Source organism: Pseudomonas sp. PIC25, from assembly GCF_002286785.1.
GTDB lineage: Bacteria > Pseudomonadota > Gammaproteobacteria > Pseudomonadales > Pseudomonadaceae > Pseudomonas_M.
In genome coordinates, this window is sequence record NZ_MUJY01000191.1 from 95,538 (window position 1) to 117,218 (window position 21,681).

General features: G+C 63.2%; 22 protein-coding genes and 1 pseudogene. 15 read left to right on the forward strand and 8 right to left on the reverse strand.

Going from position 1 to position 21,681, the window contains the following annotated elements; all coding sequences use genetic code 11:
• The first annotated feature begins 28 nt into the window (after positions 1-28).
• The 5 genes from rnd to BZL41_RS27355 all read left to right on the forward strand — a co-directional run bounded on the left by rnd (position 29) and on the right by BZL41_RS27355 (position 4,298).
• Complete coding sequence (gene rnd, locus BZL41_RS27335; RefSeq protein WP_095602177.1) at positions 29-1,156, forward strand: ribonuclease D; 1,128 nt, start codon at positions 29-31, stop codon at positions 1,154-1,156.
• Positions 1,153-1,446, forward strand: coding sequence for a YcgL domain-containing protein (locus BZL41_RS27340; RefSeq protein WP_095602178.1), 294 nt, complete (start codon positions 1,153-1,155; stop codon positions 1,444-1,446). Before rnd ends, BZL41_RS27340 begins: the two co-directional genes overlap by 4 nt.
• A 33-nt stretch (positions 1,447-1,479) precedes the next feature.
• Positions 1,480-2,412 carry a D-2-hydroxyacid dehydrogenase gene (locus tag BZL41_RS27345; protein WP_095602179.1) on the forward strand — a complete coding sequence of 311 codons (933 nt, stop codon included), beginning with the start codon at positions 1,480-1,482 and terminating at the stop codon, positions 2,410-2,412.
• A 111-nt stretch (positions 2,413-2,523) separates the two neighbouring features.
• A complete protein-coding gene (locus BZL41_RS27350; RefSeq protein WP_095602180.1) occupies positions 2,524-2,973 on the forward strand; it encodes a YcgN family cysteine cluster protein in 450 nt (149 codons plus the stop codon).
• A 95-nt stretch (positions 2,974-3,068) separates the two neighbouring features.
• Positions 3,069-4,298, forward strand: a complete 1,230-nt coding sequence (locus BZL41_RS27355; protein ID WP_095602181.1) for a hypothetical protein — start codon at positions 3,069-3,071, stop codon at positions 4,296-4,298.
• A gap of 7 nt (positions 4,299-4,305) precedes the next feature.
• Here BZL41_RS27355 and BZL41_RS27360 read toward each other — a convergent pair whose 3' ends face one another.
• Together BZL41_RS27360 and BZL41_RS27365 are read right to left on the reverse strand one after the other, a co-directional pair.
• Positions 4,306-4,659, reverse strand: coding sequence for a YgaP-like transmembrane domain (locus BZL41_RS27360; RefSeq protein ID WP_095602182.1), 354 nt, complete (start codon positions 4,657-4,659; stop codon positions 4,306-4,308).
• 86 nt (positions 4,660-4,745) lie between these two features.
• Complete coding sequence (locus tag BZL41_RS27365; protein WP_095602183.1) at positions 4,746-5,258, reverse strand: GNAT family N-acetyltransferase; 513 nt, start codon at positions 5,256-5,258, stop codon at positions 4,746-4,748.
• Positions 5,259-5,369: 111 nt separating this feature from the next.
• Here BZL41_RS27365 and BZL41_RS27370 point away from each other — a divergent pair, with 111 nt between their 5' ends.
• Entirely contained in the window at positions 5,370-6,242 is an 873-nt protein-coding gene (locus tag BZL41_RS27370; RefSeq protein ID WP_095602184.1) for a YihY/virulence factor BrkB family protein, read from the forward strand.
• Between the two features lie 19 nt (positions 6,243-6,261).
• Here BZL41_RS27370 and BZL41_RS27375 read toward each other — a convergent pair whose 3' ends face one another.
• Complete coding sequence (locus BZL41_RS27375; protein ID WP_095602185.1) at positions 6,262-8,292, reverse strand: S9 family peptidase; 2,031 nt, start codon at positions 8,290-8,292, stop codon at positions 6,262-6,264.
• 100 nt (positions 8,293-8,392) lie between these two features.
• Here BZL41_RS27375 and BZL41_RS27380 point away from each other — a divergent pair, with 100 nt between their 5' ends.
• The 4 genes from BZL41_RS27380 to BZL41_RS27395 all read left to right on the forward strand — a co-directional run bounded on the left by BZL41_RS27380 (position 8,393) and on the right by BZL41_RS27395 (position 10,739).
• Entirely contained in the window at positions 8,393-8,866 is a 474-nt protein-coding gene (locus BZL41_RS27380; RefSeq protein WP_095602186.1) for an MFS transporter, read from the forward strand.
• Positions 8,867-8,952: 86 nt separating this feature from the next.
• Positions 8,953-9,399, forward strand: a complete 447-nt coding sequence (locus BZL41_RS27385) for an HIT family protein (RefSeq protein WP_095602187.1) — start codon at positions 8,953-8,955, stop codon at positions 9,397-9,399.
• 2 nt (positions 9,400-9,401) lie between these two features.
• On the forward strand, positions 9,402-10,205 hold the full coding sequence (locus tag BZL41_RS27390) for a class II glutamine amidotransferase (RefSeq protein ID WP_095602188.1): 804 nt from the start codon (positions 9,402-9,404) through the stop codon (positions 10,203-10,205).
• A gap of 9 nt (positions 10,206-10,214) precedes the next feature.
• Entirely contained in the window at positions 10,215-10,739 is a 525-nt protein-coding gene (locus BZL41_RS27395) for a DUF2937 family protein (RefSeq protein WP_095602189.1), read from the forward strand.
• A 36-nt stretch (positions 10,740-10,775) separates the two neighbouring features.
• Here BZL41_RS27395 and BZL41_RS27400 read toward each other — a convergent pair whose 3' ends face one another.
• Positions 10,776-12,200: a PLP-dependent aminotransferase family protein gene (locus tag BZL41_RS27400; RefSeq protein WP_095602190.1), complete on the reverse strand. Its 1,425-nt coding sequence runs from the start codon at positions 12,198-12,200 to the stop codon at positions 10,776-10,778.
• A 102-nt stretch (positions 12,201-12,302) separates the two neighbouring features.
• On the opposite strand from BZL41_RS27400, the gene BZL41_RS27405 reads away from it, so the two are divergent.
• From BZL41_RS27405 to BZL41_RS27425, 5 genes and pseudogenes are all read left to right on the forward strand, one after another.
• Positions 12,303-13,256: a DMT family transporter gene (locus BZL41_RS27405; RefSeq protein WP_095602191.1), complete on the forward strand. Its 954-nt coding sequence runs from the start codon at positions 12,303-12,305 to the stop codon at positions 13,254-13,256.
• A gap of 2 nt (positions 13,257-13,258) precedes the next feature.
• Positions 13,259-15,139: pseudogene (gene moeB, locus BZL41_RS27410) on the forward strand (molybdopterin-synthase adenylyltransferase MoeB).
• 18 nt (positions 15,140-15,157) lie between these two features.
• The gene (locus BZL41_RS27415; protein ID WP_084339617.1) at positions 15,158-16,072 is read left to right on the forward strand and encodes a PLP-dependent cysteine synthase family protein; all 915 of its coding nucleotides are present in this window, start codon (positions 15,158-15,160) and stop codon (positions 16,070-16,072) included.
• Positions 16,073-16,088: 16 nt separating this feature from the next.
• Positions 16,089-17,087, forward strand: a complete 999-nt coding sequence (locus BZL41_RS27420) for a serine O-acetyltransferase (RefSeq protein WP_095602192.1) — start codon at positions 16,089-16,091, stop codon at positions 17,085-17,087.
• A 1-nt stretch (position 17,088) separates the two neighbouring features.
• Complete coding sequence (locus tag BZL41_RS27425) at positions 17,089-17,832, forward strand: alanyl-tRNA editing protein (protein ID WP_095602193.1); 744 nt, start codon at positions 17,089-17,091, stop codon at positions 17,830-17,832.
• Between the two features lie 48 nt (positions 17,833-17,880).
• Here the strand turns inward: BZL41_RS27425 and BZL41_RS27430 are convergent, their stop codons facing one another.
• The 4 genes from BZL41_RS27430 to BZL41_RS27445 all read right to left on the reverse strand — a co-directional run bounded on the left by BZL41_RS27430 (position 17,881) and on the right by BZL41_RS27445 (position 21,600).
• Positions 17,881-19,059, reverse strand: coding sequence for a VWA domain-containing protein (locus BZL41_RS27430; protein WP_095602194.1), 1,179 nt, complete (start codon positions 19,057-19,059; stop codon positions 17,881-17,883).
• 43 nt (positions 19,060-19,102) lie between these two features.
• Positions 19,103-19,495 carry a GFA family protein gene (locus tag BZL41_RS27435; RefSeq protein WP_095602195.1) on the reverse strand — a complete coding sequence of 131 codons (393 nt, stop codon included), beginning with the start codon at positions 19,493-19,495 and terminating at the stop codon, positions 19,103-19,105.
• 51 nt (positions 19,496-19,546) lie between these two features.
• A complete protein-coding gene (locus BZL41_RS27440; protein WP_095602196.1) occupies positions 19,547-20,392 on the reverse strand; it encodes a MoxR family ATPase in 846 nt (281 codons plus the stop codon).
• 125 nt (positions 20,393-20,517) lie between these two features.
• Positions 20,518-21,600, reverse strand: a complete 1,083-nt coding sequence (locus BZL41_RS27445; RefSeq protein ID WP_095602197.1) for a DUF748 domain-containing protein — start codon at positions 21,598-21,600, stop codon at positions 20,518-20,520.
• Positions 21,601-21,681 lie beyond the last annotated feature (81 nt).

Consider the following 21,681-nt stretch of genomic DNA (forward strand, 5'->3'; position numbering starts at 1 on the left):
ACTGGCCACTATTGTTAAGGAGTGCCGTGTGGCTATCGATATTCATTGGATCCGTGACGACGCCAGTCTGGCGCAGCGGTGCGCCGAGTGGCGGCGCCTGTCTTTTGTGGCCCTCGATACGGAATTCATGCGGGTCGATACCTTCTATCCCATGGCCGGCCTGGTGCAGGTCGGCGACGGCGACAGCGCCTATCTCATCGACCCGCTACTGATCCGCGACTGGAGCCCGTTCGCCGCCCTGCTGGAAGACCCGGCGGTGGTAAAGGTGCTGCATGCCTGCAGCGAAGACTTGGAAGTACTGCTGCGTCTGACCGGCAGCCTGCCGACACCGCTGTTCGATACCCAACTGGCCGCCGCCTACCTCAACCTGGGTTTTTCCATGGGCTATTCGCGGCTGGTCCAGGCCGTGCTGCAGATCGACTTGCCCAAGGACGAAACCCGTTCCGACTGGCTGCAGCGTCCGCTGACGGAGATGCAGGAACGCTACGCGGCCGAGGACGCCAAGCACCTGGCCGAACTCTACGAAGCGCTGAATCCCCGCTTGTCCGACGGGAAGCGCGCCTGGCTGCTGGAGGACGGTGCCGAACTGGTGGCCGGACTTCGCCGAGAGGTCGACCCGGACGAGCTGTACCGCGAAGGCAAGCTGGCCTGGAAGCTCTCCCGGGCCCAGCTCGGCGTGCTGCGCGACCTCTATGCCTGGCGTGAGCGGGAGGCGCGCCGGCGCAATCTGCCGCGCAACCGCATCCTGCGGGAGCATACCCTGTGGCCGCTGGCCCGCTTCCAGCCGAGCGATCTGGTAGCGCTGGCGCGTATCGAGGACATGCATCCGCGTACCGTGCGCCAGGACGGAGAGACCCTGCTGAAACTGATCAAGAGTGCCGCGGCACAGCCGCCGGAGGCCTGGCCCGAGACGCTTCCCGAACCCCTGCCATTGGAGGCTGCGGCGTTGATGAAGCGGCTGCGCGCCGTCGGCCAGCGCGAGGCGGAGCGCCTGCAGATAGCGCCGGAACTGATGCTGCGCAAGAAAGTACTCGAGGCCCTGCTGAAGAGCGGCTACCCCAATGGTCCCTACCATCTGCCCGAATCGCTGCGCGGCTGGCGTCGCGAGCTGATGGGACAACAGCTGCTCGACACCCTGACCGGAGATCAGCCATGAAACGTATCTGCTCGATCTACAAGAGCCCGCGCAAGAACGAGATGTACCTCTATGTCGACAAGCGCGAAGCGCTGAGTCGCGTGCCCGAAGGGCTGCTGACGGCGTTCGGTCCGCCGCAGCACGCCTTCGACCTGCTGCTGACGCCGGAGCGCAAGCTGGCGCGGGAGGATATCGACAAGGTCCTGGCGAATATCGAGAACCAGGGTTATCACCTGCAGATGCCGCCGGCGGAAGAGGAATACATCGAGCACCTGCCGGAAGAGCTGCTGCGCATGAACGATCCGGTCTGAGCCGCCTTCTCCTTGTCTCTGTCGGATCTCGCCATGTCCATTCTGATCGCCGAACACCAGCACTCCCTTTACCGCGATTTACTGGCGGCTGCCGCGCCTGATCTGGTGCTTCGCAGCAGTGCCGATCCCGAGGAGTTGGCCCGGCTGGCCGGGGACTGTCCGATCTGGCTGGGCTGTCCAGACCTGCTGCTGCCCCTGCTGCGGCAAGGGCTGAAGCCGGCTTGGCTGCAGTCCACCTGGGCCGGGATCACGCCGATGCTGGCGCCCGAGTTGCCGCGGGACTATCGCTTGAGCCGGGCGGTGGGAATCTTCGGCCAGGTGATGGCGGAGTATGTCCTGACCTACATCCTGGCCCATGAGCGGCAGTTGCTGGCTCGTCTGGCCAGCCAGGTCGAGCGGCGCTGGGACAATCGCCTGCCGCACAGCCTGGCCGGGCGCCGGGTCCTGATCGTCGGCAGCGGCGACATCGGCCAGAGTGTCGCGGGCTTCCTCCAGCCTTTCGGCGTCGAATTGCACGGCATCGCCCGTGAGCCACGTCCGATCGAGCCGTTTCGGGTGGTTGCCGGATTGCCGGAGCTGGCCGAGCAGGCGGCACAGGCGGACTACCTGATCAACCTGCTGCCGGACACCCCGGCGACTCGCGACCTGTACGACGCCGCGCTGTTCGCCCAATTGAAGCCCAGCGCCTTGTTCATCAACGCCGGGCGAGGGGTGGCGGTGGTCGATGCCGATCTGGTCGCCGCGCTGGAGGAAGAGCGGCTCGCGGGCGCTGTGATCGATGTCTGTCGCGAAGAGCCGTTGCCGGCGGAGCACCCGTTCTGGAACGCGCCGCGCCTGCTGCTCACCGGTCACAGCTCGGCGCCGACCCTGCCGGGGCCCATGGCGGAGCTGTTCCTCGACAACCTTCGGCGTTACCGCCGCGACGAGCCCTTGCGTGGGCTGGTGGATTTCCGGCGCGGCTATTGAGATACGGGTCATTGGCTCGTCAACCGCAAGGTCCATTTGTCGTGCCCATCCTTGGCGTCGGCCGGGCTGGCCGTTAGACTGCGCGCCTTCCGCCCCGCCGTCCGATGTGCCATGGCCGCCAAAGTCGAACCCTTCTGGAAACGCAAGACCCTCGTCCAGCTCGATCAGGATGAGTGGGAATCGCTGTGCGACGGCTGCGGTCTGTGCTGCCTGCAGAAGCTCGAGGATGAGGACGACGGCAGCGTCTACTACACGCGCATCGCCTGTAAGCTGCTCGACCTCAAGACTTGCCGCTGCACCGATTACCCGAACCGTCGGCAGAGCGTGCCCGACTGCATCCAGCTAACTCCGGCCCAGGCCGACCAGTTCCAGTGGTTGCCACCTACCTGCGGTTATCGCCTGGTGGCCGAAGGCAAGGACCTGCTGCCCTGGCACCCGCTCGTCTGCGGCGACCCCGAGGCGGTACACAAGGCCGGTATTTCCCAGTCCGGCAAGATGCTCAGCGAAACCAGCGTCTCCGAGGATGACTGGGAAGAGCATCTGATCTTCCGCGCCGGCTGAGCCAAGCGGTCGAGCCGGTTCGATTCCGACCGAGCCGTTCTGTATCCTGCCTTGTCTATGGATTGATCCTCCTCGTTATCAAGGAAACCGCCTCCATGCCCGTTTGCCCGAAGTCCCTGTTGTCTGTCGTGTTGCTGGCACTGAGCAGCCCGTCGTGGGCGGCCAAGAAAGTCGATCTGGATTATCACGTGCGGTTTCTGCCCGAAAGCGACCAAGCCGAGGTCCGTCTGACCCTGGAACGTGGTGAGGCCGTCACCAGCCTCGATTTCGACCTTGGCGACCAGGGTTACTACAGCGATTTCCAGGCCGATGGCCAGTGGCAACCGAACGGTGATAGCCGTGGCATTTGGCTGCCGGCGAAAGGCAAGGCCAGTCTCAGCTACCGGGTGAAGGTCAGTCATCCGCGGCAGGACGACCGCTTCGATGCCCGCATGACGGAAAACTGGGCCTTGCTACGGGGCGACGATCTGGTGCCGAGCGCTCGCTTGAAGCAGCAGGACGGTATCGAGCTGGTCTCGCGTCTGACTTTCGAGTTACCCAAGGGCTGGAAGAGTGTGGAAACCGGCTGGCCGCGCATCGGCAAGAACCGTTTCCGCATCCATAACCCGTCGCGCAAGTTCGACCGCCCGACTGGCTGGATGCTGGCCGGCAAGCTCGGCACCCGTCGGGCGCGGCTCGGCGACACCGAAGTCGCCGTGGCGGCGCCGGTGGGTGAGGGCATGCGGCGGATGGATGTGCTGACCTTGCTCACCTTCGTCTGGCCTGAAGCCCAGGCGGTATTCCCGCGCGATCCGGACAAACTGCTGATCGTCGGCGCTGGCGACCCCATGTGGCGGGGCGGATTGTCGGCGGGCAACTCATTGTTCATGCATGCCGACCGCCCGCTGGTGAGCGAGAACGGCACCAGTTCGCTGGTGCATGAGCTGGTGCACGTGTTCAGCCGCATCTCCGACACCGATCGCAGCGACTGGATCACCGAGGGGCTGGCCGAGTACTACGCCATCGAGCTGATGCGTCGCGCCGGCGGACTGAGCGAGGACCGCTACCAGAAGGTCCGCGAACACCTGATCAAATGGAGCCGCGATGTGAAGAGCCTGCGCGGCGAGAACGCCACCGGCCCGGTCACCGCCCGTGCGGTGCTGCTGTTGCAGGACCTGGATCGGGAAATCCGCCAGCGTACCCGGGAACGCGGCGAGCGCTCCCTGGATGATGTCACCCGTGGCCTGATGCGCCTGGACAGGGCCAGCACCAAGGACTTCATCGAGATCAGCGAAAACGTCATGGGGGCGCCGTCCAAGGTGCTCGATACGCGTCTGCTGCGCTGAGACGATCTTAGAGGCCGGCACGCGGACTGGTCAGCGAATCGTTGCCGGTCACCGTGGCGGTGGAGGTGGCGGCTTCGGCGCTGCTCTGCAAGGCACCCAGGTCGCTTCCCCGGACGTCCAGTTGTGCGTCGTGCAGATGATCGCGTGCCTCGGTGATGGCGCGTTTCATGGCGCATCGGCCGGTCAGCCCGCGTAGCAGTGTCATGCCGCCCATGACTGCCTGCGCCATTCCCAGGATGCCGCCTTTGCGCAACCCCTTGCCGAGCAGGACCAGCCCGCCGGCGATCGACGCGGTGCGTTCCCAGCCATGCACGTTGGGTTCGAAGGTATGCCGTTGACCGGGCAGGCTCGAAGTCTTCATGGGCAAGCTCCTGAAAAAGAGGTGTCACTAAGAAGTGACTGCTTGCGGGCGTAGCCGTTCGATTCCGTTCGAGCCGCGAAGGGATTTCACGATGGCTGGTGCGTTCCTGAAAAGAGGGGAAGGTTGAAGCGCCGCTCGAGGCCGAGGCGCCCCTGGTACGTCTGCCCGCTATCCAGCCATCCGCTGCGGACATAAAGAGCCATGGCCGCAGCGTTATGGGCGTCCACCGAGAGAGCCAGGCATCGCGCCTGTGGCCATGTACGCATGGCGAGGCTGGGCAGTGCCGCCAGGGCCGACCGGCCGTATCCGCGGCCTTGATGGCTCAGGTCGATCTGCAGCGCATGCAGGGTGATCGCGTCGTCCGCTGCCCAGGCAGGCGATAACGGCGGACGTTTGAGCAGCAGAAACCCTACCGGGCGCTCGTCGTGAAGGACGGCGAGCCCGCGCAAGTGACTGGGTGCCGCCTGTTCGCAGGCGCGGATGGCATCATCGATTCGCCCGGCAAAGGTTTGTTGTTCATTGTCGATCCGCAGTTCGGCGACGGCGAGGCGCTGGCGTGCCGACAGTTCATGCCAATCGCGTAGAACGGTGTCATCCATGGGTTTTCTTCCTGATAGCTCTGATCCTGGCCTTCCGCTCGAGGTGGGGCGAACTCCGGATCGTCTGGGCCGTCCGAATCTGTAATCGACCCAGGATAGAAGGGGCAGCACATGTTTTCACGCTATCTGCGAGGGCTTGGGCCGCTGGAGGTAATCAAGCGCAGCGTCAAGGACTTCATTGACGACGAAATGCCGACCTATTCGGCCGCGCTGGCGTTCCAGATGTTCTTCTCGCTGTTCCCGTTCCTGATCTTCCTGATCGCCCTGCTGAGCTTCCTCGATCTACAGAACTTCTTCGAGTGGCTGCGCCAGCAAGCGGCTCTGTTGCTGCCGCAGCAGGCCATGGACGAGGTGAACCCGGCCATCGACAAGATCATGGAGCAGAAGAGCGGGCTGTTCTCGATGGCGATCATCGTGGCCTTGTGGACGGCCTCGTCCGGGGTGCGCTCGGCCATGGACGCGATGAACAAGGCCTATGACGTGGAGGAGGGGCGGCCGGCGTGGAAGCGTTTTCCGCTGTCGATCGTCTACACCATCGGCATCGCCCTGATGCTGCTGATGGCGGCGGGCTTCATGATCATCGGGCCGGAGGTAATGAACTGGTTGGCGCGTTACCTGGGGCTGGAGCAATTGATGGTAGTGATTTGGGCCTGGGTGCGTTGGCCTGTCGCGGTTTTCCTGCTGATCATGGCACTGGCCCTGGTCTATTACGTGGTGCCCGACGTGAAGCAGCGCTTCCGTTTCATCACGCCGGGCTCGGTGCTGGCGGTACTGGTATGGATTGGCGCGTCGCTGGGATTCGGCTTCTACGTGAAGAACTTCGGCAAGTACGACGCCATGTACGGCAGCATCGGCGCGATCATCGTCCTGCTGCTGTATTTCTACATTTCCGCCGCGGTGCTGCTGATGGGGGCGGAGCTGAACGCGGTGATCGAGCATCATCATCCAGAGGGCAAGGACCCGGGGGAAAAAACGCCGCCCTGATCGACCCCGGCGTTGCCGCTCATTCCCGTCCGAGCACCTTGAGCAGGAAGCCGTATTCCAGGGCGACGTCGCGCAGCGCCTGGTAACGTCCGCTCATACCGCCGTGCCCCGCGCCGAGGTCGGTCTTCAGCAGGAGAAGATTGTCATCGGTCTTGTGGGCACGCAGCTTGGCCACCCATTTCGCCGCTTCCCAATACTGCACGCGGCTGTCGTGGTAACCGGCCACCGCGAGAATCGCGGGATAGGCCTGGGCCCGGACGTTCTCGTAGGGGGCGTAGCCTTTTATTCGCTCGTAGACGTCCGCCTCGCGCGGATCGCCCCATTCCTCGTACTCGGCGACCGTCAGCGGCAGATCGGGGTTCTGCATGCTGTTCAGCACGTCGACGAAAGGCACTTCGGCGATGGCTGCGGCGAATAGCTCGGGCCGCTGGTTCAGCACCGCACCGATCAACAGGCCGCCGGCGCTGCCGCCGCTGATGGCCAGTTGGGCGGGCGTGGTGTAGCCCTCGGCAACGAGGGATTCCGCGCAGGCGATGAAGTCGCCGAAGGTGTTCGGCTTGTGTTCCAACTTGCCGGCCCGGTACCAGGCTTCGCCCAGTTCGCCGCCGCCGCGTACATGGGCGACAGCGAAGACGAAGCCGCGCTCCAGCAGGCTCAGGCGGGCATGGGAGAACCAGGGGTCGAGGCTCTCGCCGTAGGCACCGTAGCCGTACAGGTAGAGCGGCGCGGGCCGCCCCAGGGTATCGCGGCGTGCGACCAGGCTGATGGGAATCCGCGTGCCGTCCGCTGCCGTTGCCCAGAGCCGCTGGCTGACATAGGCATCGGCGTCGAACGGCCCTTCCACCGGCGTCTCCTTGAGCACCTGTTGTTCGCCGTTGGCGAGGGCCAACTGGCGAATCTGCGCCGGCCGGTTGAGCGCTTCGTAGCGCAGGCGGATGACCGCGCTTTCGAACTCCAGGGTGTCCTGGACGTGAAGGCTGTAGGCCGCGTCGGGAAGCTGTACGCGGTAGGCAGGGGCACCCTGCGGATGGACTTCGATGATCGGCAGGCCGCCTTCACGCAGGCTCAGAGTCAGGGCGTCGGCGTTGAGGCTGAGGCCCTCCATGGTCACCGTGTCGCTGTGCGGAACCAGCGTCTGCCAGTGCTCGCGGCTCGGGGTTTCTTCGGCGGTGCGATAAAGGGCGAAGTTGATACCGGCCTGGTTGCTGCGGATCAGCCAGGCCCAGTCGCCGCCCTGGCGGCCGTGGTCGGGGTAGTACTCGTGGCCATCTTCGCGCGGTGCCAGGCAGACGAAGGCGTCGTGCGGCCGGTCGGCATCGAGGACCCAGGCTTCGCAGGTGGTCTTGCTGTTGCTCAGCAGGATCAGCTTGCGCTCGGAACTGGAGCGGTAGCAGTGAATGAAAAAGCGTCCGTCCGGCTCGTTGAAGACCAGCTCTGCCTCCTGCTCGCCGAGGCGGTAGCGGTACAGTTTATGCGGCCGGTGGGTGTCGTCCAGCTCGCCGAAGAACAGCGTCTGGTGGTCGTTGGCCCAGGTCATGCTGCCGTCGCAGTCGTCGAAGGGCAGCTCCTCGACCTCGCCGCTGCGCAGGTCCTTGACGAACAGCCGGTAGATCTCGTCGCCGTTGGTGTCCAGGCTGTAGGCGAGGCGGTTGTGGTCGCGGGTGATGGTGAAGGCGCCGAGGGACAGGTAGCCGCCATTGGCCAGGGCATTGGGGTCGAGCAGCAGTTCCTCGCGGCTCTCGTCGACCGTCAGGGAGCCGTCCGCCGGGCGTGGGCAGCGATAGTGGCGCGGGTATTCGTCGCCCGCGGTGGTGCGCTGGTAGTACAGGTAGGGTCCCCAGGGCGAGGGCAGGGACAGGTCGGTCTCGCGGATGCGGCCCTTGATTTCCTGGAACAGGGTTTCGCGCAGTTCGGTCTGGTCCGCGAGAACGGTATCGAGGTAGGCATTTTCGGCCCTGAGGTAGTCGAGCACCTCGTCGCTGTCGCGGTTCTCCAGCCAGCGGTAGGGATCGTGGCTGTCATGATCGATACGGGCGATGGGTGCTTGCATGCGTAAACTCTCCTGGAACGGACGACGGCGGACGCGCCGGGCCGATCAAAAGCCGTTATCATAAGCGCCCCTTTGTCAGCCCTGCCATGAATCGCCGCCGATGATCGAGAACGACTACACGCTTGCCTGGGCCGCCTATGGAGTCGCCGCGCTGGGCTGTCTCCTGGTCTGGTTCCGCCTCACCGGCTGGATGTGGCGATGGTTGCGCGAGCCGCTGTGGCTGATCGGGGCTGTGCTGCTGCTGACCCCGACCATCGTCGAGCCAACCAAGGAGTTGTATGCGCCGGCGGTTGCGGTGCTAGCGCTGGACCTGCTGTTCAAGGTAGGCAACAACGCCTGGTACGCGGTTTCCGACCTGGCGATATTCGGCATGGTCGCGTTCGCCTGTTACCTGCTGCTCGTAGCCTTGCGCTGGCCGCTGGAACGTTGGTTGAAAGGACGCCGCCAACCGGTGCCGGCCGACGAGGACGAGCCGACCCTGCGCGAGATGATGAGCCGCGACGGCGCCGACGGCGCGGATGTGCGCTACGACCGCAATGGAGAGCGGCGGATGCGCTTGGAGCCCAAGCTGTAATCCTGCTTTCGTGAGGGCGTTCCGGCCGGGCACTTGCACCTCCGGAGCGAGCCGTTCAGCATGGGCCACTTGCTCAAGGAGGACCCATGAATTGCCCTTTCTGCGCCATCGCCGCCGGTCAGTTGCCCGCCCACCTGCTGCATGAGGACGAGCACTTCCTGGTCATTCTCGATATCTACCCGATACGCCCGGCCCATGTGCTGCTCGTCAGCCGCGAGCATGCGCCGCACCTGAGCGATCTCTCGTTGTCGGCGCGTGAGCGCCTGGTGGAGCTGGCGGAGCGAGTCCAACGGGCGCTGCGGGCCAGTGGCCATGGGCGTGACGGAATCAACATCATGATCAACGACGGACCGGCGTCCAACCAGCACGTTCCGCATTTCCATCTGCACCTGGTGCCGCGCCGGCTGGGCGATCTGCCCTGGTTGCTATGGCGCATGCTGACGCGCTTCCTGCCGCTGGGCCGGGAAACCCTCCAGCGCCGTCTGGAAGGCGAGGCCGAGGTCCTGCGCCAGGCGCTGCAACGCGAGACCTGACCATGTGCGAACTGCTTGGCATGAGCGCCAACGTACCCACCGATATCGTGTTCAGCTTCACCGGGCTGATGCAGCGTGGCGGCCGTACCGGTCCGCATCGTGATGGCTGGGGCATTGCCTTCTACGAAGGCAAGGGGCTGCGCCTGTTCCAGGACCCGGCGGCCAGCGCCGAGTCGGAAGTCGCCCGGTTGGTGCAGCGCTATCCGATCAAGAGTGAAGTGGTGATCGGGCACATCCGCCAGGCCAACGTTGGGCGCGTCTGCCTGGCCAATACCCATCCTTTCGTCCGCGAGCTGTGGGGGCGCAACTGGTGTTTCGCCCATAACGGCCAGTTGGCGGGGCTGGACACCACGCCGGGGTTCTACCGGCCGGTGGGGGATACCGATAGCGAGGCGGCCTTCTGCGACCTGCTCAACCGGATTCGCTCGACCTTTCCCGAGCCGGTGCCGGTCGAGGCGCTGTTGCCGATACTGGTCGAGGCCTGTGCCGACTATCGCCGCAAAGGCGTGTTCAACTGCCTGTTGAGCGACGGCGACTGGCTGTTCAGCTTCTGCACCACCAAGCTGGCACACATCACCCGGCGTGCGCCGTTCGGACCGGCCCGGCTCAAGGATGCCGAGCTCACCGTGGACTTCCAGGCGGAGACCACGCCGAATGACGTGGTCACGGTGCTGGCCACCGAGCCGCTGACCGCCAACGAAACCTGGTCCCTCTACCAGCCCGGCGACTGGAGCCTGTGGCGCAACGGCGAATGCATCGCCCAAGGGCGGCGCGAGCCGGATGCCACTTCCGAGACGAAACCATAAGGATCATCCATGCTGCGAAGCTATCTGCGTCTGCTGCTGTTCGGCCTGGGGCTGCTGGTCGGGGTCCAGGTGCCAGGGTTCATCGATGATTATGCCAAGCGGGTGGAGGCACACCGGCTGGAAGCGCAGCAGGGGTTGAGCGGGTTCGAGGAAACGGCGCGTCGTTTTTTCAATGGTGATCTGAACGCGCTGGTGGCCCATTATCAGGCCAGTGACGATCCGGTTTTCCGCAACGATGCGCAGAGCATCGGGCGGCTGGTGGAGCGGGTCCGGTTGCTGGACCGCGAATGGCAGGCCATGCAGGGGCCTTGGTATACGCAGGCCTGGCATGTGCTGGTCGATGCCGATCGCGTACTGCTCGACGAAACCTATCGGGCCTATCGCTATCAGGTTTTGCTGGCGCCGCAAGCCATCGCCTGGGGCCTGGGGTGCGCCTTGCTGTTGGCCTGGCTGGTGGAGAGCCTGGTTCTGCTGCTGGCCATGCCCTTTTCCATGGGGCGCAGCAAACAAGTGCAGCAGCGGCATTGGCGCTGACCGTCGTTGCCCTGGCGTTCAGGGCTTCTCCATCACTCACATGGCGAACTGGCCGGCTTCCTCCTTCAGCGTCCTGGCCAGGGCCTGGAAGCCGTCGCTCAACAGCTGATCGTTGCTGGAAGCATTGCTGACGCTGGCGCGCACATACTGCGGTACGGCGCTTCGGCCGACGGCAAAGGCTTCGGCGGCAGTGATCAGGTAGTTCTTTTGTTTCAGATCGGCCTCGATCTCCGAGGCGCGCCAGGGTTCGGGTACTTCGATCCAGAAGTGCGGGCTCTGCGGGTGGGTGCGGTAGTTCAGGCCGAACAACAGGCCTTCCACCAGTGATTTGCGCCGACTGATCTCGTGCACCTGCTGGCGGCGCAGCCTGTCGGCGGTGCCGTCGTCGATCCAGTGGGTGGCGAGTTCCAGGGCCAGGGGCGTAGCCATCCAGCAGGTCGCCCGCAACGAGGCCGCCAGCCGGCTCAGCAACGAATTCGGCGCATGCAGATAGCCAACCCGCAATCCCGCCGCCACCGCCTTGCTCAGGCTGCTGATGAGGATGGTCCGCTCCGGGGCGTGGCAGGTCAGCGGCAACGGGCGGTCTTCCACCAGCACGCCGTGGGCTTCGTCTTCGATGATCAGCAGGTTGTTGTCCCGGCAGACACGGGCCAGTTCCTCACGGCGCTGCGGTGACAGCACGGCGGTGGTCGGGTTCTGGATGGTCGGGGTGCAATACAGCGCGGAGATTCGGTTGCTGCGGCACAGCTCCTCCAGGGCGGCGGGAATGATGCCCTGTTCGTCCATGTCCACGCCGAGAATCTTGATCCCCAGGAAGCGCGCCGCAGTGATCAGCCCCGGATAGGTCAATTGCTCGGTGGCAATGGTGTCACCGGCGCGGAGCAGGGCGAGCAGGGCGCACAGCAGGCCGTGCTGGCCGCCGTTGGTGCAGATGACTTGGTCGGCCTGGGGCTCGAAGCTGTCGTGGCCGAGCCACCTCGCACCGGCCATGCGATAGCGCGGCAGCCCCACATCCGGCGTGTACAGCGTCAGGTCCTGGAGGGTCTTCGGGTCGCTGGCGAAGGCCATCAGGCTTTCGGACAGGTAGTCGATCTCGTGCCCCGGAATGTGCATGTTCCGGCTCATGTCGTAGTACTGCTGGGGCTCGTCGATGAAGTTGCGGAAACCCTCGTCGCGCTTGCGCTCCAGCCCGCGCCGGCGGACAAAGGTGCCGTCGCCGACCCGCGCCACAACCAGACCCATCCGCTCCAGTTCCGCATAGACCCGGCTTACCGTGCCGATGGTGATGCCCAGGCGGTCGGCGAGTGCGCGATGGGGCGGCAGCTTGGCACCGGCTTCGATGGTGCCGTCGAGGATCTTCACTTCCAGCGCTTCGGCGAGCTTCTTGTACTTGGCACCCAGCCCGGATTCCAGAGCGCTCTGCAGTATTGACACCGTGTCAATAATTGGTTTGACAGCCATTTTTCGTCCTAATAGCCTGATTTACACTGTATCAATAGATGGTTATAACCCGCTTGTAAACGGTCATTGCCACCCACTGAAAAAGGAATTGTCATCATGCCAATGTCCGCTGTAATTGGGAACACTGAGAAAACTCAGAATTTGTGGTTAGCAAAACTGATTACAGCGGCATTGTTTCTGGTGGTTTGCCTGAGTTGGGGAACGACCTGGCTGGGCATCAAGGTGGCGGTGGAAAGTGTGCCGCCGCTGACGTCGGCGGGATTGCGCTTCTTGATTGCGTTTCCGTTGTTCCTGATTTTCGCGCTGGTGCGCCAGGACCCGATCTTCTTTCCGCGCAAGCAAACCGGATTCTTCGTTTTCGTGACGCTGACGTATTTCAGCATTCCCTATTACCTGCTCAATTACGGCGAGCAGCACGTTTCTTCCGGATTGACCGCATTGCTGTTCAGCAGCATGCCGGTGTTCATCCTGATCTTTTCGTCGATGTTCCTGAAAGAGCGGATCTACACCTCGCAGATGGTTGGTATCGCCATTGGTTTCGCCAGCCTCTTCATGATCATCAAGACCCAGGGGTTGCATCTCGGCCATACCGGTATCTTCGGCGTGGCGGCGATCCTGGCGGCGGCGATCATGCATGGCTTCTGCTATGTGATCACCAAGCAGAGGGGCTCGGCGATCAGTGTGCTCACCTACAACACCCTGCCGATCGGTGTGGCCGGATTCCTGCTGTTCGTCAGCGGCCTGTGGCTCGAAAGCCCGGACCTGGGCGCGGTGACCCTGCGCTCCTGGACGGCCCTGGCCTACTTGGGCGTCATCGCGTCGGTGGGGGGCTTCATCGCCTACTTCATCCTGCTGAAGCGGCTCAGCCCGGTCATTCTGTCTTTCGTCTTCATCATCTTCCCGGTGTTCGCGGTGATCTTCGGTTCCTGGTACGAGGGGCAGCCCATCTCGTCGGACCTGGCCACCTATTCCGCAATCCTTCTAGCGGGTTTCGCCATCACCAAACTACCGGTGGAAAAGTTGCTGTCGAAAAATGCCAAGGAGCATTTGGGTTAACCATGGAATGTCTGAATAAAGAAAATCTCGAACGAATTTATCGCCACGCATCCCGTACCTATCCCGAGGAATGTTGTGGATTCGTCTTCGCCAATGGCGGCGTGCATGAGGGAATGAATATTCAGAACGAACTGAATGCGCGCGATCCCGACATTTATCAGCGCACGGCGAGTACCGGTTACACCTTTTCGGTGTCTGACACGCTGATGCTGAACAAGAGTTTTCGCAGCGATAACCCGGTGACTGTCATCTACCACTCGCACCCGGACGTCGGTGCCTACTTCAGTAAAGAGGACGAAGACAAGGCGTTGTTTCTCGGGCAGCCCATCTACCCGGTGAAGTACTTGGTGGTGGATGTCCGCGAGGCCCGGCCTTGCGGTGCCAAATTGTTCGAGTGGGCGAATGACGGCTTTGTCTGTAGCCAGGAATTTTCTTGCTGATCAACGACCCTGCAAAAGGAGTTGTACATGAAGACGGTGATTTTTCCGGAAGTGCTGGCACGCGTAGCCAAGCTCCCGGGAACGGCCATTCCGGCCGAGGGGCGCACCCTGCGCGAGCTGGTCAACGCCATCTGTGAACGCCATGCCGAGCTGCGTGCTCATCTTTTCTACCAGAACGACAGCTTCAAGGAGCACTTCCTGCTGACCGCCAACGGTGGGCTGGTCGATCCGGACAGCGAGCTGCCGGAGGGCTGCGAAGTGGACATCATGCTGGCGACGTCCGGCGGGTTGGATGTGGACCAGTTGTCCAACGAGGAAATCAAACGCTACGTCCGCCATATCACCTTGCCGAACGTCGGCCGGGAAGGGCAGTTGCGCCTGAAGAAGGCCCGCGTGCTGATGATCGGTACCGGCGGGCTGGGTTCGCCGATTTCCCTGTACCTGGCGGCAGCCGGAGTCGGCACCCTGGGCCTGATCGACTTCGACGTGGTCGAGTCGAGCAACCTGCAGCGGCAGATCGTCCATGGCACCAGCACCCTGGGTTTGCCCAAGGTGGAGTCGGCGAAGCGGCGGCTGCTGGACATCAACCCGGACATCCGGGTGATCCCTTACAACTGCGCGTTGAATGCCGATAACGCCTTGCCGCTGATCGCCGAATACGATCTGGTGGTGGACGGCTCGGACAATTTCGCCACCCGCTACCTGATCAACGATGCCTGCGTGATGCTGGAAAAGCCCTTCGTGTACGGGGCGATCTACCGGTTCGACGGGCAGATCAGCGTATTCAACCATCAGGACGGGCCTTGCTACCGTTGCCTGTTTCCCAAGAGCCCGCCTCCCGAGCTGGCGCCGAATTGCAGCGCCGGCGGGGTTATCGGCGTGCTGCCCGGCGTGGTTGGCATGATTCAGGCCACCGAGGCGGTCAAGCTCATCCTTGGCATCGGCGAGCCGTTGTCCGGTCGCCTGATGCGTTTCGATGCGCTGTCCATGCGCTTCAATGAAATCCGCTTCGCCAAGCGCGCCGATTGCCCGGCCTGTTCGGCGAACCCCAGCATCACCTCGTTGCGCGAAGAGCAGCAGGTCTGCGCCAGCAGCCTGTCTTCGCAGCCGCTGCTGGCGGCGGACGCCTACATCGAACCCAAGGCTTTGCAGCGGATTCTCCATGAGCGCCGCGAAGACGCCGTGCTGCTGGACGTACGGGACGCCAACGAGTGCGAGGTCTGTGCCCTGGAAGGATCGCTGAACATTCCGCTGGGCGAGCTGGACCAGCGCCTCGACGAACTGGACAAGGACAAGACCTACTACGTGGTCTGCTACGGCGGCGGCCGGGCGGAGCGCGCGGCGAGCAGGATGCTGGAGGCATCCATCGGCAACACCTTCGTGCTGGAGGGCGGGATCAAGCGTTGGGTGAGGGATGTCGATCCCTCGATGCCCATCTACTGACGGAGGGGCTTCGACGCGATGATCTACAACTCCTTGCTCCAGGCCATCGGCCAGACACCCATCGTGCGCCTCGGTGCGTTCTCCGAAGAAGTGGGGCTGAATGTCTTCGCCAAGCTGGAGTCGCTCAACCCCGGCGGCAGCCACAAGGTGCGCATCGCCCTGGGCATGATCCAGGATGCCGAACGCAAGGGCATCCTGGTGCGCGGCAAGCGCCAGACCATCATCGAGCCTAGCGGCGGCAACACCGGCATCGGCCTGGCCATCGCCGGCAACATCCTCGGCTACCGGGTGGTGCTGGTGATCCCGGACAACTACAGTCCGGAGAAGCAGAAGCTCCTCAAGCTCTATGGTGCCGAGGTAGTGCTGTCGGACAGCCGCCTGGGCAACAACTCCCACGGCCAGAAGGCCATGGAGATGCAACTGGAGAACCCCGAGTACGTGATGCTCAACCAGCAGCGCAACGGGGCCAATCCGGAAACCCATCGGCAGACCACGGCCAAGGAAATCATCCGTTCCTTCGGCGAGAAGAGCATCGACTATTTCGTCGGCGGCATCGGCACCGGCGGGCACATCACCGGCATCGGCGAGACGCTGAAGGCTCGTTGGCCGGACCTGCGGGTGTTCGGCGTGGAGCCGGAGGAGTGCGACCTGCTCAACGATCGTCACGCCCCGCACGAGATCCAGGGGCTGTCGGTGGGCATCGTGCCGAGCATCCTCAACGTCTCGATTCTCGACGGCATGTTGAAAGTGTCCAAGGCCGAATGCGTCGAGCGGGTGCGCACCACCATGCGCAGCGATGCCATCAGCCTGGGAATATCGTCCGCAGCCAACCTGGTGGCCATTGCCAAGCTGGCCCAGGAAATAAAAAAGGATGCGGTCGTCCTGACCGTCATCTACGACTCGGTGGATTCCTATCTGTCCTACTTCAGCTGAAAGCCAGGGAGGGCGTATGTGGGGTTTTCTGCACAAGATTCACTTGCACGACAGGCTGCTCGACCATCTGGTCGATGCGTTGGATTTTGCTGAAGTGGAGCGCCTGTTCGGGCATCTCGACGGCATTCTGAAGGAGGCCGTCGTCCAGGTGTCCCAGGACCTCGAGGCCTATGCCACGCGCGATCCGGCATCGGCCGGGCGCGAGGACGTCATCCTCGAAGCCTATGCCTCGTTCAAGGCCGTCCTCTATTACCGGCTGGCCCATCAAATCTGGACGCTGGAGGATGGCCTGGGTGGCCTGCGTGAAATCATCGCCCACAAGCTGACCAACAAAGGCAAGATCGCCTCGGGTGTGGAAATCCACCCGGCGGTGCGTATCGGCCGTCGCTTCGTGCTCGACCACGCCTACGGCACCGTGATTGGCGAGACCTGCGAGATCGGCGACGACTGCTACATTCTCAGCGGCGTGACCCTGGGGGCCTCGGGCATCGCCAACAATCCGGAAACCAAGCGCCACCCGACACTGGGCAACAACGTCGAGGTGGGGGCCGGAGTGCGGATACTTGGCCCGGTACGTATTGGCGACAACGTATTCATCAGTCCGTCCTGCGTGATCACCCAGGACATCCCGGCGAACAGCAAGGTCAGCATCGTCAATCAGGTGCAGACCCTGAAGCACGGCGACCCGGCCGAGCGGACCGGGTTCTACAGCGCCTTCGCGGTCAGCGACCGCCTGTTCCTGCTGGGCGAGAAACTGGAGTTCAACGATATCTCGGTGGTCGATGCCGATCACCAGGCGTTGCCGTTCCTCGCCATGGACCGTGCCAGCCAGGACAAGAATCACATCGAATACCGCTTGCGCTGGGATGCGCTGGGCATGGACGGCCCGATCAATTTCCCCCTGAACCTGCGGATTTCCAGCGCGCTGCAGGAAGTGACGCTGCTCAGCCCACCGGGCCTGGATGCCTTGGTGCGCAGCGTCGTCGACCCTCGAATCCCGACCATAGGTGGCTGACATGGACCCCCGACTTGAAACGCTTTGCCTCTTCGACGATGCGCCCTACCTGCGCACCTTCACCGCCGACGTGGTAGCCGTAAGCGATCTCGGCGTAGCGCTCGACCGTACCCTGTTCTATCCCACCGGTGGCGGTCAGCCGGGCGATGTCGGCAACTTCATCCTGGCCGACGGCTCCTACGCCATGGTGCTCGGTACCCAGCGCGACCCGGAGCGGCGCTCGCTGATCTGGCACCAGGTGGACTGCGATCCGTATCGCTTCGCGGTCGGCCAGACCCTGCAGGGTTGCATCGACTGGGACCGGCGCTACCGGCACATGAAAATGCACACCTGCCTGCATCTACTCTGCTCGATCATCGATGCGCCGGTGACCGGTTGCAGCATTTCCCCTGACAAGGGGCGTCTGGACTTCGACCTGCCGGAATCGACTCTGGAGAAGGACGCCATCACCCACGCTCTGAACGAGCTGATCCTGTGCGACTTCGAAGTGCTGGCCAAGCGGATGCCCGCCTCGGAATACGCGGCCATTCTGGAGATGGCACGGACCAAATCCGTCGCGCCGCCGATATTGGGAGACTCAGTGAGGGTGATCGAGATTCCCGGCGTGGATATCCAGCCCTGCGGAGGAACTCACGTCGCGCACACCGGCGAGATCGGTCGGGTGATCTGCGACAAGATCGAGAAGAAGAGCAAGCACAACCGCCGGGTGGTGCTGCGCTTCGCGGAAATGGCGGCGGCGGACTGACGGAAGCGGGGAGGGCAAGGCGCCGAGGGATGGCGCTTGCCCGGCCGCTCACTTGGACAGGAAGCGCATACCCTCTTCCAGACCGCGCAACGTCAGCGGGAACATCTGATCGTGGATCAGCTCGCGGACGATGTTGGTCGAGGCGGTGTAGTTCCAGGTGTCCTTCGGGTATGGGTTGATCCAGATGAGCTTCTTGTATTTCTCCATGAAGCGCTGCATCCACACATAACCGGCCTCTTCGTTCCAGTGCTCGACGCTGCCGCCGGCCTGGGTGATCTCGTAGGGCGCCATGGCCGCGTCGCCGACGAACACCACCTTGTAGTCCGGGCCGTACTTGTGCAGCAGGTCCATGGTCGAGGTGCGTTCGCTGGTGCGGCGCAGGTTGTTCTTCCACACCGATTCGTAGATGAAGTTGTGGAAGTAGAAATACTCCAGATGCTTGAACTCGGTCTTACAGGCCGAGAACAGCTCCTCGCAGACCTTCACGTGGGCGTCCATCGAGCCGCCGATATCCAGTAGCAGCAGGAGCTTGACCGTGTTGCGGCGCTCCGGGCGCATCTGGATGTTCAGCAGTCCGGCGTCCTTGGCGGTGTGGTCGATGGTGCCGTCGATATCCAGCTCTTCCGCCGCGCCCTCGCGGGCGAACTTGCGCAGGCGGCGCAGGGCGATCTTGATGTTGCGCGTGCCCAGCTCGACCTGGTCGTCGAGGTTCTTGTACTCGCGCTGGTCCCACACCTTGACCGCCTTGCCCTGGCGCTTGCCGGCATCGCCCACGCGGATGCCCTCGGGGTTGAATCCACCCGAGCCGAACGGGCTGGTGCCGCCGGTTCCGATCCATTTGTTGCCGCCGGCGTGCTTCTCCTTCTGCTCTTCGAGACGTTTCTTGAATTCCTCGATCAGCTTGTCCAGCCCGCCCAGGCTCTGGATCTGTGCCTTTTCCTCGTCGGTCAGCAGACGCTCGAACTCCTTGCGCAGCCATTCTTCGGGGATCAGCGCCTTCAGGTAGTCGTCGAGCTTCTCCAGGCCCCTGAAATAGGCACCGAAGGCGCGGTCGAACTTATCGAAGTGGCGCTCGTCCTTGACCATGACGGTGCGGGCGAGGAAATAGAACTCGTCCATGTCGGCGAACACCACCTTGTGTTCGAGCGCGTTGATCAGGTCGAGCAGTTCGCGCACCGAGACCGGTACCTTGGCGGCGCGCATTTCATTGAACAAGCCAAGCAGCATGTTGACCTCGGGTCGTGCCCGTCACGGGCACGAGGAAAGGGGTTCAGATGTCGTTCCGGTGCTGGGGCAGGCCGTCGCGGATCTCATACCAGTCGGCTTTCGAGTCGACGAAGATATGCGACTGTTCCGGCACACCCAAAGGTGAATCGAGGGTGCCCGCAGCGATGCCCAGTTCGTTCTCGCGGTTGTCGACGAACTGCAGCGTGGCACCGCAGTTCTTGCAGAAGGTCCGCGTCACATGGACAGAGGAGTGGTAGACGCCGAGCTGGTCCTTGCCTTCGGTGATGTGGAAGGCGTCCAGCGGCACGCCGGCATAAGTGGCGAAGGCTGCACCGTGTGCCTTGCGGCACATGCTGCAATGGCAATGGGTGAGCGACGCGATGGGGGCGTCGATACGGTATTTCACGCTGCCACAGAGGCAACTGCCGGTATACATGGCTCTTCCTCCTCTCCGATCCTGTCGTCCGCCCTCATGGGGCGGCGTCAATCAGCGGCTGGCGCGACGGCTCATGAACGCCAGACGTTCGAGCAACTGCACATCCTGCTCGTTCTTCACCAGGGCACCGGCCAGCGGCGGGATCGCCTTGGTCGGGTCGCGCTCGCGCAGCACGGCCTCGCCGATTTCGTCGGCCATCAGCAGCTTCAGCCAGTCGACCAGCTCCGAGGTGGAGGGTTTCTTCTTCAGGCCGGGCACCTTGCGCACGTCGAAGAAGATGTCCAGTGCTTCGCTGACCAGCGACTGCTTGATGTTCGGGAAATGCACGTCGACGATCTTCTGCAGGGTGTCGCGGTCCGGGAAGGCGATGTAGTGGAAGAAGCAGCGGCGCAGGAAGGCGTCCGGCAGCTCCTTCTCGTTGTTCGAGGTGATGATGATGATCGGACGCTGCCTGGCCTTGATGGTCTCGTTGGTCTCGTAGACGAAGAACTCCATTTTGTCGAGTTCCTGCAGCAGGTCGTTGGGGAACTCGATGTCCGCCTTGTCGATCTCGTCGATCAGCAGGATGACCCGCTCGTCGGCCTCGAAAGCCTCCCACAGCTTGCCCTTCTTGATGTAGTTGCGCACGTCGTGGACCTTGTCCACGCCCAGTTGGGAGTCGCGCAGGCGGCTGACCGCGTCGTATTCGTAGAGCCCCTGGTGCGCCTTGGTGGTGGACTTGATGTGCCAGGTGATCAGCCTGGCGCCGAAGGACTCGGCCAGTTGCTCGGCGAGCATCGTCTTTCCGGTGCCCGGCTCGCCTTTCACCAGCAGCGGACGTTGCAGGGTGATGGCGGCATTGACCGCGAGCTTGAGGTCATCGGTGGCGACGTAGGACTGAGTGCCTTCGAACTTCATCGGGTAATCCTCGAACGTGACGCCCGGCGGGAATACCGGCCGGTTCAGTAATTGAAAAGGCGACTATAGCGCGAGGCCTGCGCGACTGTGAACGCAGACGGGGCATTCAGTCACTGAATGGCAAGTCACCCGCTGTCCGTATCGTTCTTCTCCAGCGCCCGCTCGAAGCGCGGTGTGAACGCCTCGATGAATGCGTTGTGCAGGATCGCCAGGAAGGCCTGTAGCGGGCTGATTTCCTTTTGCTGGAGATTACCGGACAGTTCGATGCGGGTTGCGAACTGATCTTTCCGCTGGTTTTTCAGGATGCTCTCGCCGCCGCCGACCAGGGCTTCCCAAAGGCCGCGGAAGAAGCCTTTTTCCTCGTTTTCCATGTCCTGCTTCCAGTTGAAGACTTCGACGTGGCGAAGAAGCGGCTTGATATAGCCGCTCAACTGGTTGTTCTCCGCCTCGGCTTCGATCACCAGATCGCCGCGGCCGGCGGCGAAGTCGAAACGGCCGTAGGCGCGGGCGAAATCGTTCAGGCGGGTGAGGTCGACGTCGGTGACGCGCAGCCGTATCTGGAAATCCTCCAGGTTGCTCAGGGGCTTGAAGTCCGCTTCGGCCTCCAGCGGGGCCTGCCCCAGAATCTGGGCCCGGCCTTCCAAATGGGCGACCCGCTTGCCGTCCTGATCCAGGTTGGTGAGGTTGTAGACGCTGGCATTGATCGCGGTAGCCTTCAGGTCCACCGGAGGGTCGGACTTGAAGTTGCGGAAGCTGACCTGCCCGTCCACCACTTTCAGTTCATGCAGCGTGATCGGCAGCAGCTTTTCCAACTGAGCCCGCCAGTTGACGCCTTCACCGGTCTGCGACTCTTCGCGGGTGCCGCCATCGACGAAGTTCAGCTCGGGGCGTTCGAATTCCACCCGGCCCACCACCGCTCGGTCATACCAGAGCGCGCGCCCGCTGATCGAGAGGTCGATGCGCGGCGCATCGAGGAAGGGGACGGGGATGTCGCGGTCGATCTTGACGATCTTCAGGCCATCGATCCGGTAGCCACCGCGCCACCAGGCGAGGTCCACGTCTTCGATCCGCCCGCGGTAATCGCCCATCACGGCGAGCTTGTCGTTCAGGTAGTCGCGGATCACATACGGCAGGATGAGGTGGGCCATCACCAGCAACAGGGCTAGGCTCAGCAGGATCAGGATCGGCAGGCGATAGCGTCTCTTCATATTCTGGGTTGACCATCCGTGCGGTTACCGGTTCCGGCGCGCTGGACGGCGCCGGATCGGCGTCTTAGGCTTGAAGGCCAC